Genomic DNA, 16,013 nt, shown 5'->3' with positions numbered 1-16,013 from the left:
CTCGGCGGCACTCTTCCTCACGGTGTAGAGATTGCATACGTCGCGAGGCTATCAGGATCGGCAGGCGAAAGCGGATCTGCTATCGCTTCAGATGCTGCTCGACGGCAGCGGCGCTGTTGCCGACCGCGTTCACCGCCTGCTGCAATGTCTCGCGGCTGACGCCGAATTTGTTGGTCCAATAGTCGACCTCATAATCCTCGCCCATCGCGATGCGCGAGCTGTCCTGGGGCGCGCGTTTCGTCTTGTCATCTGCCATGTCGGCCTCCATTTCTCCGATGCCCGACCAACGCTCGTGATTCCGAAGCGTTGCCGCATTGTCGTCGAGGCGGAACGATCGGTGGCTGAATCGAGTCTATTGGGGATGGCGCGATCCACCTCCTCCACACTGGCCCCGAGCCGAGCCGGCACATCCCGATCGCGGGCGGTCCGATCGGGCGGCGCAGCCGCCACGATCACCGGCCCGCCTCCTTTCCGGCCGGTCCAACTCGCGAAGCTGGTCGATGCCGTCCCCGGCGGCGATCGCTGGCTCCATGAAATGAAATATGACGGCTACAGGACGCTTCTCGCGGTCGGTGGCGGCGAAGCGCGCGCTTATACGCGCTCCGGCCTCGACTGGTCGGATCGCTTCACCGGCATCCTCAACGAAGCCTCCAAGCTGAAGGTGCGCTCGGCGCTGATCGACGGCGAAGCGGTCGTGCTCGATACCAATGGCCGGACGAGCTTCCAGGCGCTGCAAGGCGCGCTCAAGGGCGCGCCCGACCAGATCGACTATTTCGCGTTCGACCTGCTCGAACTCGACGGCGAGGATCTGACCGGCTTGCCGCTGATCGAACGCAAGAAGAAGCTCGCCCTGATTCTGCCGAAGAAGAGCGATCGGCTGCGCTATTCCGACCATATCGTCGGCATCGGCGAGAAGCTGTTCAACCAGTTCTGCGCGGCCGGTCTCGAAGGCGTGATTTCCAAGCTTGCAACCGGCAAATATGTCGGCTCGCGCTCGGGCGGCTGGCTCAAGACCAAGTGCATCAAGCGCCAAGAATTCGTGGTCGTCGGCTGGACGCCGTCGGACAAATCCCGCTCGTTCCGTTCGCTGATCCTCGGCGTCCACGACGGAGGCGAGCTTCGCTATGCCGGCAAGGTCGGCACCGGATTCGATACCAAAGAGCTGTTCCGCTTGATGGAGATCATGAAGCCGCTCGAGCAGAAGGCGCCGACCGTGAAGGCGCCGCGTGCCGAGGTCCGCGGCGCGCATTGGCTCAAACCCAGGCTGGTCGCGGAGATCGCTTACACTGAAATGACCAACGAGGGCACGCTTCGTCATCCGAGCTATCTTGGCCTCCGCGAAGACAAGAAGCCCGAGGCGGTCGTGCTGGAGACCGAGGAGCCAATCGCCCAGGCGACCGCGCCGGCGGCGTCCGCCGTCAAGATCAGCAATCGTGACCGCGTCATCTATCCCGAGAGCAACATCACGAAGGGCGCACTCGCCGACTATTACGAGGCGGTCGCGCCGATCATGCTTCCCTGGGCCGGCTCGCGACCGATCAGCCTTGTGCGCTGTCCACAGGGCCGTGCAAAAAAGTGCTTCTTCCAGAAGCACGACGCCGGCAGTTTCGGCGACACAGTTCATCATGTCGGCATCCGCGAGAAGGACGGGCACGAGGAGCCCTATCTCTATATCGACACGCCCGACGGGCTGATGACCTGCGTCCAGATGGGCACGATCGAGTTTCATGGCTGGGGCGCGCGGATCGAGGATGTCGAGAAGGCCGACCGGCTGGTGTTCGATCTTGACCCCGATGTCGGTCTCGATTTCGAGAATGTCCGCACCGCCGCGTTCCAGTTCCGCGACATCCTGAAGTCGATTGGCCTCGAGACCTTCCCGATGCTGACGGGCGGCAAGGGTGTTCACGTGATCGCGCCGCTCACGCCACGCGCCGAATGGCCGGAGGTCAAGGATTTCGCGCACCGTCTCGCGCAAGCCGTCGCGCAATCGGACCCTGAGCATTTTACGGCTGCGCTGCCCAAGGTTCAACGCAAGGGCCGCATCTTCGTCGACTATCTGCGCAACCAGCGCGGCGCGACCGCGGTGATGCCCTACAGCGCGCGGGCGCGCGAGCAAGCGCCGGTGGCGGCGCCGATCACCTGGAAGGAAATGGAGACGATTTCCAAGCCGTCCCATTTCCATGTCGGCGACGCGAAGGAGCTGTTGAAGCGGGCCGCATCGAAGGCGCTGTCGGGCTGGGGCCGCGCCGATCAGGAACTCCCGGACCTGTGAAGATCGCCACCTACAATGTGAACGGCGTCAATGGCCGGCTGCCTGTGCTGCTGCGCTGGCTGGATTTGGCCGAGCCCGACATCGTCTGCCTTCAGGAGTTGAAGGCGCCGCAGGAGAATTTCCCCGAATCGGCGATCAGGGACGCAGGGTACAAGGCGATCTGGCATGGGCAGAGCCGCTGGAACGGCGTCGCGATCCTCAGCCGCATTGGTGAGATTCACGAGACGCGGCGCGGCCTGCCAGGCGACCCGGACGATGTGCAGAGCCGGTATATCGAGGCAGCAGTGAACGGCGTACTGATCGCCGGACTCTACCTTCCCAACGGCAATCCGCGACCCGGACCCAAGTTCGACTTCAAGCTGAGATGGTTCGATCGGTTGCGCGACCATCTCGCCTCGATGATCGGGCTGGACGCGCCGGTGATCGTGGCGGGAGATTTCAACGTCATGCCGACTGACATGGACGTCTATGCTCCCGAGCGCTGGCGCGACGATGCGCTGTTCGCGCCCGAGGTGAAGGCGGCCTACCAGCGCCTGCTTGACCAGGGTTGGACCGATGCCATCCGGCATCTCCACCCGCACGACACCATCTACACCTTCTGGAAATATTGGCGCGGCGCCTTCGAGCGAAACGCGGGGCTCAGGATCGACCATTTTCTGCTCAATCCGGCCGCAACCGCAAGGCTAGTCGCCGCGGAGGTCGATACGCGCCCGCGCGGGTGGGAAAAGACCAGCGATCATACGCCGGTCTGGATCGAACTCAGGGACAAGGCCCGAAAAACCCGGCAAAAGCTGTCGGCGGACTTTGGCGGTTCGGAAGGGTGACAGCGCCAAGAAGCGTTCGCCCGCCTATCCTCAAGTGGCGAGTTCTCCGATCGGAGCCGTCATTTCGAACACAAGCCCGCCGTCAGTAAAATGTTGCTCGACCTGACTTTTGCCGCCGAGGCCGAGGCCGAGAAGACGCGAGCCGAACCCCCGATGCGTGCACGGCTCCGGCTTCGGGCCGCCCTTTTCCTCCCATTGCAGCCGAAACCGCTCGTCGTCGATCGACCAGGTAAGATGCACTTGACCTTCGGCCGCGGACAGCGCGCCATATTTGATCGCATTGGTCGCAAGCTCGTGGAGCATCAGCGAGAGGACAATGGCGGTGCGCGATCCGATCTGCCGATCGGGACCACGTGTCAGGATGCGGCCGCCGGCATCGTGCGGTTCGAGTGATGCCAGGATTACGTCGGTCAGCGGAGCGCTGACCCATTCTCGGCGGAGCAGGATGTCATGGGCATGCCCGAGTGTGCTCAGGCGATCCGCAAAGGCTTCGAACGCGTCCGGCTCCGTCGCATCGCCGAGCGTCTGCGACGCGATCGCCTGAACGAGGGCGAGCGTGTTCTTGAGCCGATGACCGAGCTCGTGATTGATCACGGCAAGGTCGGCCTGCGCGCGAATCTTGCCCGTCGTTTCGACCACCGTGTCGAGCATGCCGCCAACAGAGCCGTCAGCGAGGCGCAAGGGACTGTAGCAGAAGGTAAACCACGCCTGTTCGGTTTGACCCGTGCGGTCGATAGTGAGCGGAAAGTCCTCGATATAGGTCGACGTCCCGGCCAGCGCGCGCTCGGCGATCGGACCGACCTCGTCCCAGGCTTCGGCCCACACGTCGCGGAACGAGCGCCCCAGTGCTTCGGGCTTTCCGCCGAGGATCGTTCGAAAGGCATCATTGTAGATGGTGGTCAGTTCCTCGCCCCATGCGATCGCCTTGGGAAAACCCGAGTCGAGCATCTGCCGGACGCTGATGCGAAGCTCGCTGGGCCAGGTCGATCTCGGCCCGAGCGGTGTCGTCGACCAGTCGAACGCCATGACGCGCTCGCGCATTGTCGGCGCGGCTGCGGCATCCGTGCTTGTGGACCAGCGATTGAGTTGACCGAGCAACGGCTCATAGTCCTGGTCGGGCGCGACGTGGTCCATGCTAGCCTCCAATCATGCCCACCCCGGAATGACCGATCGTGCGGGTTGGTCGAAGTCCGCTCGGAGCCGCTGGCAACTCTTCATTCAGCAAGCGATTTTGTCAATTTGGGATCGATCACCGGACTGGCGCGTCGCATGTTTGGTTCACTGCATCGGGACAACGTGGGCCTGACGCGGAATCCAGGGGACATTCGTGGCGCGCACGCAAAAACTGAAAGTGTTCCGCACGCCGATCGGCTTTCACGACGCCTATGTGGCGGCGCCGAGCCAGAAGGCCGCACTCGAGGCTTGGGGCAGCGACACCAATCTGTTCGCGAGCGGTGCTGCCGAGCGTATCGATGATCCCGAGCTGATGCGCGAGCCGCTCGCCGATCCGGGCAAGGTGATCAGGCGCCTGCGCGGCACGGTGGCCGAGCATATGGCGGCGTTGCCGAAGGACAAGGCGCGCTCGCGCAAGAAGTCGAAAGGTCGCTCGACCGAAACGAGCGCCCCTCAGTCGCGAAAGGCGAAGCCGGCAATCCGAAAGCCGCCGCCGAAACCCAAGCCGCGCCCAGATCGGCAGTCGCTAACGCGGATCGAGGCCGAACTGGCAGAGATCGAAAAGCGGCACGAGCGTGAGCGTTCCGCGCTTGGCCGCAAACAGGCCGAACTCGATCGCGAGCGCCGCGCGCTCGAACGCGATCAGGCACGCGAGCACGATAGCGTCGAGCGCCGGGTCGCGGCGGCGCGCGAGAAATATGACCGCGCGATGCGCGCGTGGCGTGCGGACTGAAGCTTATTCGCGCTTATCGGCGAGCGCCTCGCCGCCCTTCTCCTCTTCGAGCAGCACCGCGGCATCGCCATTGGCCGACAGCCGCACCTGGTTGCCTTCGACGTCGGCGACGAGCCCGCCTGAAATATAGTGGTGATGGTCCTGGTGCGATCCGCTGTCGGCCTTGGTCATCTTGATCCGGTCGCCCTCGACCTTGTCGACCGTGCCGATGTGGACGCCATCGGCGCCGATGATCTCCATATGCTCCTTGATTTCCGTGAGGTCGGCCATGTCGAAATCTCCTGCCTGTCGCGTGTCCCCACCGAGCAACGCGCGAGTGTGAAGGAAGGCTGCCGCTCAGCTCGTCATGCGAGTCCGGCGCCTGGGCGAATTTCGCCGGGCACTTGGCTGACCGATGGAAAGATCACGCGTGCGGCGCGTAGCTGAAGGAGAGAGGGGTTCGCGTAAAAGGAGATGTGTCATGGCCGACACCGATATCGCCACGGACGAAACCAACCGCCTGATCGCCTCGAACAAGGTCGAAGGCACGAACGTCTATAACCGCGACCGTGAGAAGCTCGGCTCGATCTACAATTTCATGGTCGATAAGCGCGAAGGCCGCGTCGAATATGCCGTCCTCCAGTTCGGCGGCCTGTTCGGCCTCGGCAGCGACTATTATCCGCTGCCTTGGGACGTGCTGACCTATGATACCGAGCAGGGCGGCTATGTCGTCGATCTCGACAAGGAGGTTCTCGAAAAGGCGCCGCGCTACGGCGCCGACGCCGAGCCGACCTTCGACCGAGATTACGGTCGCGAGGTCTATGGCTATTACGGGGTGAACTATCCGTTCTAGTCGAACCTAGCGGCGAGCCAGGCTGCGAAAGGTGATCGACCAGCGCGCCGCGTCCATCGCGGCGATGCTGTGCTCCCACTCGTGCCTGGCCTCGCCGCTGAGATGATACATGCCGCGCGGCGTCAGCGGCGCGCTCGTACGCTCGAACCTGCCGCCCGAGCGGCGGCGAAGGCGCAGCGCCGCGGGCGCGCCGAGCGAGATGCCGACGACATGCTCGAATACCGGGCGGTCCTTGTGCCAGCCGATGCCGGCGCCGGGATCGTAACGGATGACCAGCGCCTGCACGATTTCGCCATGGCGTAGCCCGGCGAACTCCTCGGCGCGGGCGCTCAGCGGCAACAGCCATTCCGGGATCGGGTCGGTCGGCGCGAAGGCACCCGTCGCGAAATCATAGGTCCAGCCGAACGACCGGGTCAGCCGCTTGCCCGTCCATTGCCGGAATTTGAAGGGGCTGAGGCTTGCTTGGTCGATATGCGCGATCAGCGCGCATTCCTCGTCGGGCGTGACGACCGCGTCAGCCGACCGCAAACCGGGCAGAACCGCAGCGCCGAACAGGTCGGACATCGCGTTCATCGCTTCCATCCCCGTCCGCCCTCGCGTCCCCCCTTGCGGCGCAGCAGCTCCCCGAGCGGACGACCGCCGAGCGTGCAATAGCCGATGACGCGATCGTAGCTGCGGCGACCGGCGCGGCAGACGAGCCGCTGGCCCATTACGAGCTGCCCGAGGCGGCGCTTGGCTTCGACCCCGCCGCGCTCGTGAAGCTCGGGTGCATAGAAATCGCCGAGCCGGACCTCGATCCAGCGATCGGGACGCCCTGCCGGTCCGACGCATAGGCCGTCGCCGTCGCCGACATAGCGCACGACACCGCTGAACGTCGTTCCCTTGGCGGGCAGCGATCCTTCGCAGGGATCGGCGAAGGCGGGCGACGCCCACAAGCAAAGCGCGAGACCGACGACGATCGCGCGCGATATCGGAACGGAAAATCCCACCATGCGCTCCGATGTCAGAGCGCGAGCGCGCTCTGCCGCGGCGCATCGACGATTTCCTCGACGATGAAGGTGCGCGCCGGCGACGTGTCGAGGAGATCGATCGCGGGCACGGTGCGGTCGAGCCACTGCATGACCTGCCGGCGATGGATGATCGCACCGTGGCGTTCCTGATGCTGCGCGACCTCGGGGTTCGCTGCCACGGTGACGACCCGGTAGCTCAGCGGCCAGTCGCCGATCGCGGGCTCCCATACACCCGCGAGGTAGAAGTGATTGCCGCCGTCGAGCGTGACCCGGTAGCGCTTGTCGCCGACGCTGAGCTGGAATTCCGAGGCCGGGATCAGGCAGCGGTTCGTCGGAAACGCTTGCCCTTCCGAGCGCACGAACCGGTAGGAAATGCCGTCGCTGAACCGCGGATTGGAACCCCAGGTCGCCTCGACCATCTCGATTTCGCTGGCATCGTCCGGGTTTCGCCGGATGATGGCGCGGCGAGTGCCGAGCGGCGCGTCCGAATCGAAGGGGGTTGGCGAGTCCATAATTGAGAACATAATAGGAACGAAGATGAATCGCAAGGAAGGCGGATAGGCGCGTGTGCAACGATTATCGTCTGGAGGTGGACATCGCCTCGATCGTCGAGGATTTCGACGACCTCAAGATCAAGATCAGCATGCCCGAGGGCACGCCGAACGTGCCGGCGCGCGAAGATATCAACATAACCGACGTGGCGCCGATCGTGCGCAGCGTCGAGGGCGCGCGTGGCGCCGGCGAGTTGGTCAACCGGCGGTGGAGCTGGCCGGGCCAGAATGGGCGGCCGGTCTATAATTTTCGGTCGGAAGGCCGCGAGTTTCCATCGGGGCGCTGTTTGATCCTCGCTGATGGTCTTTACGAGTTCACCGACCCGCAGCCCGGCGAAAAGCGCAAGACCAAGTGGCTGTTCACGCTGAAGGATCACGGCTGGTTCTGCATCGCCGGCATCTGGCGTGCGCACGCGGACGTCGGCGAAGCCTTCACGATGCTGACCACCGAACCCGGTGAGGATATTGCGCCTTACCACAAGCGCCAGGTCATTCCGTTGATGCGCGATCAGTGGGCCGATTGGCTCGACCCCGACGTGCCTGCCGCTGACGTGTTGCGCGTGCTTCCCAAGGGCAGCCTCACCGCGACCCAGGTCTATCCGCCGCAAGGTGCGTTGCGGTGACCGCGGAATCGCTCGACCGCTTCGTGGAGGCGCAGACGCTCGTCTATGCGACCGCGCTCGCCGAGATCCGCCGCGGCGCCAAGCGCACGCATTGGATGTGGTTCGTCTTCCCGCAGCTTGCCGGCCTCGGCCGCAGTTCGACGGCGCGGCACTTCGCGATCCAGTCGATCGAGGAAGCGCGCGCCTATCTCGATCATCCCGTGCTTGGGGCCCGCTACCGCGAATGCGTCGCCGCCTTGCAGGATTTGACGATCAGCGATCCGGTCGCCGTGTTCGGCGAAGTCGACGCGATGAAGCTGCGATCCTCGCTCACCCTCTTCGAGTCGGCGCGGCGCGATTCGCTCGTCGCGGCAGCGCTCGACCGCTGGTTCGGCGGAATCCGCGACGAGATGACGCTACGGCTTCTGGGACTTGCCCCGTCCGTTTCCGCTGCCGACGGTCAATCCGCTTGACGGGAACGAAGACTCAATGGAGCATAATAGGAACAAATGAGTCGATGTTGTTGACCGATGCCCGCGGAATACGCCCTTTCCGATCGGCCACGCGCTGATGCACGGCGAAAAACCCAAACAGGTCGATTGCTCCGCGATCGATGGCATCATCAAGGAAGCCAATGAGATTGCCGGTGAAGTCGCTGACAAGGCGGTGCTCGACGCGGCACTGATTGCGGCCGCACAGGCGGTCGAGCATTACGAAATCACGCGCTACGGCACGCTGATTGCCTGGGCCAAGCAACTCGACCACGATGACTGTGCCTCGGTGCTCGCTGAAACGCTCCAAGAGGAAAAGGCGACCGATGACAAGCCGACCCAACTGGCGGAAACCAGGGCCAATGAAAAAGCTGAAGTCGCAGCGTGACGGAAGGATGCGAGCGGCGTTACCCCGGGTGCGCCGCTCATCTTTCCGTCGTGCCCGTGTTTGTTCAGCATCGCCACCGCGGTGGGCTTTGACGATATGGGGTGCTGCGATGAGTGACAGGCACGGCAAAACACCAACGCCCGACACGGATCAGCCCGGCGATCGCACCGCCCTTATCGTCCTCGACATGATCAATCCGTTTGATTTCAAAGGAGGTCGTGAAGCACGTCGCGCCGCGACGCGTGTCGCGCAGACGCTCGTTGACCTGCGTAACCAGGCCGATTCTTGCGATGTGCCGACCATCTACGTGAACGATAATTCGGCCTGTGGCATTCGGAGAAGTCGCGGTTGATCGACATGCGCGACCGAGCCTCGCGGGCGGACTGATCGAGCCCCGAGACAGCGATTTCTTCATCATCAAGCCGCAATTCTCGGGATTTTATTCAACCAATCTTAGCGTACTTCTTCCGAAACTGGGGGTTCGAAAGCTGATTCTCACCGGGATCGCGACCGAAATCTGCATTCTGTTTACGGCGGATGCGCATATGCGTGATTATGCGCTCTGGGTGCCCGAAAATGCGGTCGTCGGCATCGATCAGGATCAAGCTGCCGGCGCGATCGCGATCATGAAGAGCGATGCCAGATCACGCAAAACCATCGCGGCACCGAGTTGTCGCCACAACAGTGATGTAGAGTGGACGTGCCGTGGGTTCGATGCTGCCGCGCGAGCCCAATCAAGCGACGCGCTTTGGACAATCGCTGTCGTTCGATACGAATTCGGACGAACGTTGATTGAGCCTGTGGAACGACGACAAATGCGGGCCGTTAAGATGGCATGGCAACCCCGTGCTCGGATGGGATATCCGAAGACGATGCGTGCCCACGCAGCGGTTATCGCCGCCGCGCGCGCGTCGCCCCCCTGGTCATTCTGACGGTATTTCTGATCCTCGGTTTCGTCGGACTGTTCGGCGGCCGTGCGAGCCCAACCCAGGTTGCCGAATCCGACGCGGCCCGTCTCGAAGTCACGACCCCCGTGACGCTGCGCAACGGCCTGGTCTTTGAAACCGTCATCCGCGCGACGCCGAAGCGGCCAATCAAGGATTTGACGCTTGCTATATCAACGTCGCTATGGCGCGACGTGACCATCAATAGCCTGATCCCGGCCGCAACGCAGGAAGAATCGCGCGATGGCTTCTTTCGCTTCAGCTACGGTCCGGTCGAGGCCGGTCAATCGTTCGAGGCGAAGCTGGACGGCCAGATTAACCCGCCCCTGTTCCTCGGTACTGTGGGCGATATCGTGGTTTATGACGGTGATGTCCGGCTGGTTGGTCTCGAGACTGTCCGTCGTCAGAACATTCGGCACAACTCGCGGCGTAGATTAGCGGAGTGCGGACCTCGTCAGGGGGTTGATGTTAGGCGGCGAACTTGCGGTGCTGCAAGCGCCGATGTTCGATGGTCTGTTGCTTGATCCTTTCGCGCAGTTTGATGATTGCCGGAGCCCTGCCGAAGTAGGCGTCGGCAGGCGTCACGTTGGCCAGGCTTTCGTGGTATCGCTGGTGATTGTAGTGCTCGACGAAGGCCTCGATGTGGGCTTCGAGGTCGCCGGGCAAGAAGTAGTTTTCCAGCAAGATGCGGTTTTTCAGGGTCTGGTGCCAGCGCTCGATCTTGCCCTGGGTTTGGGGATGACACGGGGCGCCGCGGACATGGCTCATCTTCCGGGCCTCGATGTATTCCGCCAGCTCACCCGCGATGTAGCTGGGGCCATTATCGCTGAGTAGCCGGGGTTTGTGCAGCACCGTGGCGCTGTCGCAACCAGAAGCCGCCAGGGCGAGGTCCAGCGTGTCGGTGACGTCCTCGGCTCGCATGTTGGTGCACAGCTTCCAGGCGATGATGTAGCGCGAGAAGTCGTCGAGCACGGTCGACAGATACATCCAGCCCCACCCGATGATCTTGAAGTAGGTGAAGTCGGTCTGCCACATCTCGTTCGGCCGCGTGGTTTTCGTGTGGAACTGATCGGCAGCCTTGATCACGACATAGGCCGGGCTGGTGATCAGGTCGTGGGCCTTCAACAGGCGGTAAACCGTGGATTCCGACACGAAGTAGCGCTGCCCATCGGTGAAGCGCACGGCCAGTTCCCGGGGGCTCAGCTCAGACTGTTCCAGCGCCAGCTCGATGATCTGGTCGTGGATGCCCGCCGGGATGCGGTTCCACACCCGGCTCGGCGCCGATGGCCGATCTTCCAACGCCTCCGGCCCGCCTTCGAGGTAGCGATCATACCAGCGGTAGAATGTCCGACGAGGGATGCCGAGTTGGTCCAGCGTGCGCTTGGCCGACAGGTGCGACTGCTCGACGGTTCTGATGATCTCGAGCTTCTCGGATGCGGGATACCTCATTCGTCGTTGCCCCCATCCGCGACCATGCTTTTTTTGAGCAGACGGTTTTCCAGTGTCAGATCGGCCACGCATTCCTTCAGGGCCCGGGCTTCGCGGCGCAGGTCCTGGACCTCTCCGGTGGTCGCGGCACGGGCGGTGTCGCCGGCCAGGCGGCGCTTGCCAGCCTCCATGAACTCCTTCGACCAGGTGTAATACAGGCTCTGAGCAATGCCTTCCTTGCGGCATAGCTCGGCGATGCTGTCTTCCCCGCGCAGGCCATCCAGCACGATGCGGATCTTGTCCTCGGCCGAAAAGTGGCGCCGGGTCTGTCGGCGGATGTCCTTCACTACCCGCTCTGCTGGGCCTTGGCGGGCGATTTTACATTGGAGGATCTGGGCTTCATCTTCGTTCCTTCGTCACTACGACGAAGCCCAGATCCTCCTTAAATCACAACCTCAAATCTGTGCCATTGGTGCTGACGGCGGACAGTCTCGAGACGCGCGTGCGAGTTCGCCCCTGATGGATATCGTCCTGCGCGCCACTGCGATGTTTTTCGTGCTGTTCGGGCTGCTTCGCCTGCTCGGCAAGCGCGAGTTGAGCCAGGTGACACCGTTCGAACTGGTCGTTCTCATCGTGATGGGCGACCTCATCCAACAGGGTGTCACGCACAATGATTCCAGCGTGACGGGCGCCGCCCTGGCCATTGCGACCTTTTGCCTTTTGGGCGTTGATTCTGAGCTGGGCGAGCTATCTGTCGCCGCTTGCGCGAAAGCTCCTTGATGGCGAGCCGCGCGTTATCGTCCGCGATGGAAAGATAATCGAGCCAAACTTGCGGCGCGATCGGTTGACCCGAGCGGAGCTGGAAATGGAAATGCGGCTGGCCGGTATCGCTACGATCGGAGACGTTGCCTGGGCGATATTGGAGCCGCAAGGCAAGATCAGCTTCATCAAGCAGGATGACAACGATCCGTCTGCCCAGCAGGATGAACAAGACGCGCTCTGAGTGCCCGCTGGCGGTGGCGCCAGGATTCATCGACCACGGCCGCCCCGTCCTCGACCGGTTTCAACACGAGCGCGATCGGCGCCTCGCTGAATTTCGATCTCTTCATCACTCGCTGCGTTTTCTGACCCTCCGATCATAACTGGAATCTTCCAGCTCAAAACGGTCCAGGAAACGGGCAGTACATCACCAATTCCTTGCAGCGTCCAGGCGTTCGGCCGCCTGCGCGGCAGCGCGGGCATTGGCCGCAAGATTGGCGGTGAAGTCGCCGCGCTGGCGCCATCGGGCTCGTTGATCTTGGCAATCGCCTGCAGTATGGTGGGTCAGTCGTTCGTCGCGCATCGCGCCGAAATCGGTGTTGTGCCTCACTGATGAGAAAAGCACCGCGCCCTATCGCGCCCGGGCCGCCGGCGGTGCCGGTCACGAGCAGCAATCGACACCATGACCGAGGACGAGCGTGGCGCCCGGCCACTTTGCCGATGCCGGCACAGGCCAGAAAGAGCGTGGGCTGTGCGCGATCCGTTCGATGGGAAGCGGCGTGCCGCCATGACCGTGCGCGGCGCCGCTGGCAGCAGCGCCGCGAGTTCCATATGCACACCCGTCACGATCCCGATCCGATTCATGCCTGTCTCTACTGTGCGCCCGCCTCGTGCGGGCACAGCAATGCGGATGCAAGGCTCCACAATGGTCTTCAACGGGTGGGTCGGCGCGCAAGGAGCTATCCGTCGAGCCGGACAACGAGCGCGGTTCTCGTGCCTTCTGCGGCAGCCTCTGCGAGCGCCAGTGCGCGCACGCCGTCGTCATAGCCCGCCAGCGGCACGGTGTGGCCTTCGACGATATCGGCGAAATGCGCGATTTCGGCGCGATAGGCCTGCGCATAGCGATCGAGGAAGAAATTCTGGAGCGGGGCACTCGCCGCGCCGCCCTCACCCCAGGTCTCGATCGTGGTTTCGTGGACGTTGCCCGCGCGAATGAGCCCGCGCGCGCAAAACACCTCGATTCGCTGATCGTAGCCATAGCCCGAACGGCGGCTGTTGCTGATCAGGCAGAGTTTGCCCGAGGCGGTGCGGAGCACGGTTTTGGCGGTATCGATATCGCCCGCGGCGGCGATTGCGGGGTCGATCAGGCACGCGCCCGCCGCATAGATCTCGACCGGCTCCTCGCCAAGCAGCCAGCGTGCCATGTCGAAATCGTGGATCGCCATGTCCTTGAACAGCCCGCCCGAGACGCGGACATAATCGATCGGCGGAGGCGCGGGATCGTGACTGATGATATGGATCGTCTCGACAGCACCCATCGTGCCGCCAGCCAACCTGTCGCGTAGCGCGCGGAAATTCGGATCGAAACGCCGGTTGAAGCCGAGCAGCATCCGGGCGCCGGGCGCGCCCAGCGTGGCGGCGGCCGATCGCGCACGGGCGAGATCCATGTCGATCGGCTTTTCGCAGAACACGGCCTTGCCCGCGCCGATCGCGCGGACGCTGTAATCGAGGTGCGTGTCGGTCGCGCTCGCGATGACGACACCGGCGATGTCGGGATCCGCAAGCACCGTTTCGAGCGTTGCCACCGTTGCACCTGTCGCGGCGGCGACTTCCGCGGCGGCGTCGGGCATTGCGTCGACAACATGGCTCAGCCGCAGCCGCGGTTCGTTGACAAGATTGGCGGCGTGGATGCGGCCGATGCGGCCGGCGCCGATCAGCGCGATATTCAGCATGATGAAGCTCCCTGGTCGGTAAGGTGCACGGGGCGGCCTTCACGCACCGAGCGTGCGGCGGCCTCCGCGAGCGCGAGTGCGGCGCGGCTTTCGGCAAAGCCCGTCAACGGCGCCGCGATGCCGTCGATCATGTCGGCGAAATGGTCGAGCTCGGCGCGATAGGCCACCTCATAGCGTTCGGGAAAGGCGTAGGGAATGCGATCGGCGCGAATCCCCTTCTCGGCGGCAAGCCGCACCGCGGTGCGCGGGATGTTGTCGACGCTGAGCGCGCCGCTGCTGCCGAAAGCCTCGATCCGCTGGTCATAGCCATAGCCGGTGCGGCGGCTGTTGGAGATCGTGCACAGGCGCCCCGATCGGGTGCGCAGCACCGTCTTGGCGGTATCGACATCGCCCAGATCGGCGATGCGCGGATCGATCAGGCACGAGGTCGATGCGAAGACCTCGACGATCGGCTCGTACATCAGCCAGGCGACCAGATCGAAATCGTGGATCGTGAAATCCTTGAACAACCCGCCGCTGCCGGGAATGAAATCGAGCGATGGCGTCTCGGGGTCATGGTTGACGATATGGAGCGTTTCAAGCCGACCGATTTCACCCGCCGCGATCCGATCGGTGAGCGCGCGGTAATGCGGATCGAAGCGTCGGTTGAACGCGACGAACAGCGGCGGCAGGCCGGGCTGGGCGAATGATGTCGCCGCCGCATCGAGGCGGTCGAGCGACAGATCGAGCGGTTTTTCGCAGAACACCGCCTTGCCTGCGGCGAGCGCGGCGCGAACGTGATCGAGGTGGGCGTCGGTCGAACTCACGACAATGATGCCGGCGATCGTTGGATCGTTGAGCATGGCGTCCACCGTGTCGATCTCGGCGCCTGTTTCGGCCGCGAGCCGTTCGGCCGAGGGCGCGTGTGGATCGGCGATGAGCGCAAGCTGGAAACGCGCATTCGCGGCGACATTGCGCGCGTGCAGCGTGCCCATCCGGCCTGCGCCGATCTGACCGACCCGAATCGGCGTCCTGTCGCTCGTCATACCCACCCTCATGCTCCCGACACCGCCCCTGCATTTACAGACCCTGCATCTACAGAATGCACATTCTGAACACAGATGGAATAGAATTTATATGCCATGATGACTTTTCCACGCGGGTGGACGAATATCGCGCATTATCGGAGTTCAGGAGGACCCATGACCGACACGAACGACGTGCCTGCGACGGCGGAGGAATTCCGCGCGCTCGTGCTCGCGCGCTATGATGGGCTCAGCCGGCGATTGCAGCAGATTGCGCGCTATGTGCTCGATCACCCCAATGAGGTGGCGCTCGAGACGCTCGCGGTGATCGCGCAGCGGGCCGACGTGCAGCCCTCCGCGATCGTACGGTTCGCCAAGGGTTTCGGCTTTGCCGGTGCGTCGCAGATGCAGCGCCTGTTCCGCGACGGGCTCCTCTCGGAGAATGCGGCGCTCGGTTATGGTGAGCGTGTCCGCCAGTTCCACGAGACGGTCAACAGCAAGAACGAGGGGATCGACGTGCTCGCCGAGTTCGTGGAAGGCAACGTGCTTGCGCTCCACAACATGGCGGACAGCATCGCCAAGGCCGATATCGCCAGGGCGGTGCGGATGATCGCCGATGCCGAGACCGTGCACGTCGCAGGCTTCCGTCGCTCGTTCCCGGTTGCCGCCTATCTGGCCTATTCGCTTCAGCAGGCGGGCAAGCGGATGCAGTTCATCGACGGCGTCGCCGGCCTCGCGTTGGGGCATGGCCCGTCGATCGGGGCCAACGACCTGCTGATTGCGGTCAGCTATCACCCTTATGCGGAGGAAACCGTCCATCTGGTCGACGCCGCGGTCGAGCGCGGCGCGCGCATCCTTTCGCTCAGCGATAGCCTGCTCAGCCCAATCGCCAAATCGGCGAATCTCGTGCTCACCGTCCACGAATCCGAGGTTCGCAGCTTCCGCTCGCTCGCCGCGTCGATGTGCCTTGCGCAGGCGCTGGTCATCCAGTTCGCGTTCGCAATCGCTGGCCGGACCAAAGATATCGACTGAATTTTCTAAAAATAGATA

Annotated in this window: 22 protein-coding genes; 13 read left to right on the top strand and 9 right to left on the bottom strand. The window is 63.4% G+C overall.

What is annotated here, in order from left to right:
* Positions 1-79 precede the first annotated feature (79 nt).
* On the bottom strand, positions 80-256 hold the full coding sequence (locus tag NFE57_RS11310; RefSeq protein WP_252135687.1) for a DUF3606 domain-containing protein: 177 nt from the start codon (positions 254-256) through the stop codon (positions 80-82).
* Between the two features lie 105 nt (positions 257-361).
* Here NFE57_RS11310 and ligD point away from each other — a divergent pair, with 105 nt between their 5' ends.
* Positions 362-2,272: a DNA ligase D gene (gene ligD, locus NFE57_RS11305; protein WP_252135686.1), complete on the top strand. Its 1,911-nt coding sequence runs from the start codon at positions 362-364 to the stop codon at positions 2,270-2,272.
* Positions 2,269-3,096, top strand: coding sequence for an exodeoxyribonuclease III (gene xth / locus NFE57_RS11300; RefSeq protein WP_252135685.1), 828 nt, complete (start codon positions 2,269-2,271; stop codon positions 3,094-3,096). The genes ligD and xth overlap by 4 nt, the downstream gene beginning before the upstream one ends.
* Before the next feature lie 30 nt (positions 3,097-3,126).
* Here xth and NFE57_RS11295 read toward each other — a convergent pair whose 3' ends face one another.
* Positions 3,127-4,230 (bottom strand): sensor histidine kinase, encoded by a 1,104-nt coding sequence (locus NFE57_RS11295; RefSeq protein WP_252135684.1) that lies wholly within the window; start codon positions 4,228-4,230, stop codon positions 3,127-3,129.
* Between the two features lie 193 nt (positions 4,231-4,423).
* On the opposite strand from NFE57_RS11295, the gene NFE57_RS11290 reads away from it, so the two are divergent.
* Positions 4,424-5,002 (top strand): hypothetical protein, encoded by a 579-nt coding sequence (locus tag NFE57_RS11290; protein ID WP_252135683.1) that lies wholly within the window; start codon positions 4,424-4,426, stop codon positions 5,000-5,002.
* Between the two features lie 3 nt (positions 5,003-5,005).
* Here the strand turns inward: NFE57_RS11290 and NFE57_RS11285 are convergent, their stop codons facing one another.
* Entirely contained in the window at positions 5,006-5,272 is a 267-nt protein-coding gene (locus NFE57_RS11285; protein WP_252135682.1) for a DUF2171 domain-containing protein, read from the bottom strand.
* Between the two features lie 190 nt (positions 5,273-5,462).
* Between NFE57_RS11285 and NFE57_RS11280 the strand changes: the two genes are divergently transcribed.
* Entirely contained in the window at positions 5,463-5,834 is a 372-nt protein-coding gene (locus NFE57_RS11280) for a PRC-barrel domain-containing protein (protein ID WP_252135681.1), read from the top strand.
* Between the two features lie 6 nt (positions 5,835-5,840).
* Here NFE57_RS11280 and NFE57_RS11275 read toward each other — a convergent pair whose 3' ends face one another.
* The 3 genes from NFE57_RS11275 to NFE57_RS11265 are packed head-to-tail and all read right to left on the bottom strand — an operon-like array spanning position 5,841 to position 7,263.
* Positions 5,841-6,407, bottom strand: a complete 567-nt coding sequence (locus tag NFE57_RS11275; RefSeq protein ID WP_252135680.1) for an alpha-ketoglutarate-dependent dioxygenase AlkB — start codon at positions 6,405-6,407, stop codon at positions 5,841-5,843.
* The gene (locus NFE57_RS11270) at positions 6,404-6,823 is read right to left on the bottom strand and encodes a thermonuclease family protein (RefSeq protein WP_252135679.1); all 420 of its coding nucleotides are present in this window, start codon (positions 6,821-6,823) and stop codon (positions 6,404-6,406) included. Before NFE57_RS11270 ends, NFE57_RS11275 begins: the two co-directional genes overlap by 4 nt.
* Positions 6,824-6,837: 14 nt before the next feature.
* Positions 6,838-7,263, bottom strand: coding sequence for an SOS response-associated peptidase family protein (locus NFE57_RS11265; RefSeq protein ID WP_252135678.1), 426 nt, complete (start codon positions 7,261-7,263; stop codon positions 6,838-6,840).
* 146 nt (positions 7,264-7,409) lie between these two features.
* Between NFE57_RS11265 and NFE57_RS11260 the strand changes: the two genes are divergently transcribed.
* The 6 genes from NFE57_RS11260 to NFE57_RS11235 all read left to right on the top strand — a co-directional run bounded on the left by NFE57_RS11260 (position 7,410) and on the right by NFE57_RS11235 (position 10,344).
* Complete coding sequence (locus NFE57_RS11260) at positions 7,410-8,018, top strand: SOS response-associated peptidase (protein WP_252135677.1); 609 nt, start codon at positions 7,410-7,412, stop codon at positions 8,016-8,018.
* Positions 8,015-8,470 (top strand): DUF1810 domain-containing protein, encoded by a 456-nt coding sequence (locus tag NFE57_RS11255; RefSeq protein WP_252135676.1) that lies wholly within the window; start codon positions 8,015-8,017, stop codon positions 8,468-8,470. The genes NFE57_RS11260 and NFE57_RS11255 overlap by 4 nt, the downstream gene beginning before the upstream one ends.
* A gap of 97 nt (positions 8,471-8,567) precedes the next feature.
* Complete coding sequence (locus NFE57_RS11250) at positions 8,568-8,876, top strand: YciE/YciF ferroxidase family protein (RefSeq protein WP_252135675.1); 309 nt, start codon at positions 8,568-8,570, stop codon at positions 8,874-8,876.
* A 109-nt stretch (positions 8,877-8,985) separates the two neighbouring features.
* Positions 8,986-9,228, top strand: a complete 243-nt coding sequence (locus tag NFE57_RS11245) for a cysteine hydrolase family protein (RefSeq protein ID WP_252135674.1) — start codon at positions 8,986-8,988, stop codon at positions 9,226-9,228.
* A complete protein-coding gene (locus NFE57_RS11240) occupies positions 9,203-9,808 on the top strand; it encodes a cysteine hydrolase family protein (protein ID WP_252135673.1) in 606 nt (201 codons plus the stop codon). The genes NFE57_RS11245 and NFE57_RS11240 overlap by 26 nt, the downstream gene beginning before the upstream one ends.
* Positions 9,712-10,344: a hypothetical protein gene (locus NFE57_RS11235; RefSeq protein WP_252135672.1), complete on the top strand. Its 633-nt coding sequence runs from the start codon at positions 9,712-9,714 to the stop codon at positions 10,342-10,344. The genes NFE57_RS11240 and NFE57_RS11235 overlap by 97 nt, the downstream gene beginning before the upstream one ends.
* Here NFE57_RS11235 and NFE57_RS11230 read toward each other — a convergent pair.
* A protein-coding gene (locus tag NFE57_RS11230) for an IS3 family transposase (RefSeq protein ID WP_382280445.1) occupies positions 10,289-11,640 on the bottom strand; the annotation gives its coding sequence in 2 pieces (ribosomal slippage) (positions 10,289-11,304 and positions 11,304-11,640; 1,353 coding nt in all). The genes NFE57_RS11235 and NFE57_RS11230 overlap by 56 nt on opposite strands.
* Positions 11,641-11,767: 127 nt before the next feature.
* Here NFE57_RS11230 and NFE57_RS11225 point away from each other — a divergent pair.
* Positions 11,768-12,028 (top strand): DUF421 domain-containing protein, encoded by a 261-nt coding sequence (locus NFE57_RS11225; RefSeq protein WP_252135671.1) that lies wholly within the window; start codon positions 11,768-11,770, stop codon positions 12,026-12,028.
* A complete protein-coding gene (locus NFE57_RS16775) occupies positions 11,952-12,251 on the top strand; it encodes a DUF421 domain-containing protein (RefSeq protein WP_353653912.1) in 300 nt (99 codons plus the stop codon). The genes NFE57_RS11225 and NFE57_RS16775 overlap by 77 nt, the downstream gene beginning before the upstream one ends.
* A gap of 715 nt (positions 12,252-12,966) precedes the next feature.
* On the opposite strand, the gene iolG (NFE57_RS11215) is transcribed toward NFE57_RS16775, so the two are convergent.
* Together iolG (NFE57_RS11215) and iolG (NFE57_RS11210) are read right to left on the bottom strand one after the other, a co-directional pair.
* Positions 12,967-13,959, bottom strand: a complete 993-nt coding sequence (gene iolG / locus NFE57_RS11215; RefSeq protein WP_252135669.1) for an inositol 2-dehydrogenase — start codon at positions 13,957-13,959, stop codon at positions 12,967-12,969.
* Positions 13,953-14,984 (bottom strand): inositol 2-dehydrogenase, encoded by a 1,032-nt coding sequence (iolG, locus tag NFE57_RS11210; RefSeq protein WP_252135668.1) that lies wholly within the window; start codon positions 14,982-14,984, stop codon positions 13,953-13,955. The genes iolG (NFE57_RS11215) and iolG (NFE57_RS11210) overlap by 7 nt, the downstream gene beginning before the upstream one ends.
* 156 nt (positions 14,985-15,140) lie before the next feature.
* On the opposite strand from iolG (NFE57_RS11210), the gene NFE57_RS11205 reads away from it, so the two are divergent.
* Positions 15,141-15,995, top strand: a complete 855-nt coding sequence (locus NFE57_RS11205; RefSeq protein ID WP_252135667.1) for a MurR/RpiR family transcriptional regulator — start codon at positions 15,141-15,143, stop codon at positions 15,993-15,995.
* Positions 15,996-16,013: the final 18 nt, after the last annotated feature.

This window comes from Hephaestia sp. MAHUQ-44, from assembly GCF_023806085.1.
Classification (GTDB): Bacteria; Pseudomonadota; Alphaproteobacteria; order Sphingomonadales; family Sphingomonadaceae; genus Sphingomonas.
Note: the sequence above shows the minus strand (reverse complement) of the source record. Positions and strands in the feature narration are given on the sequence as shown.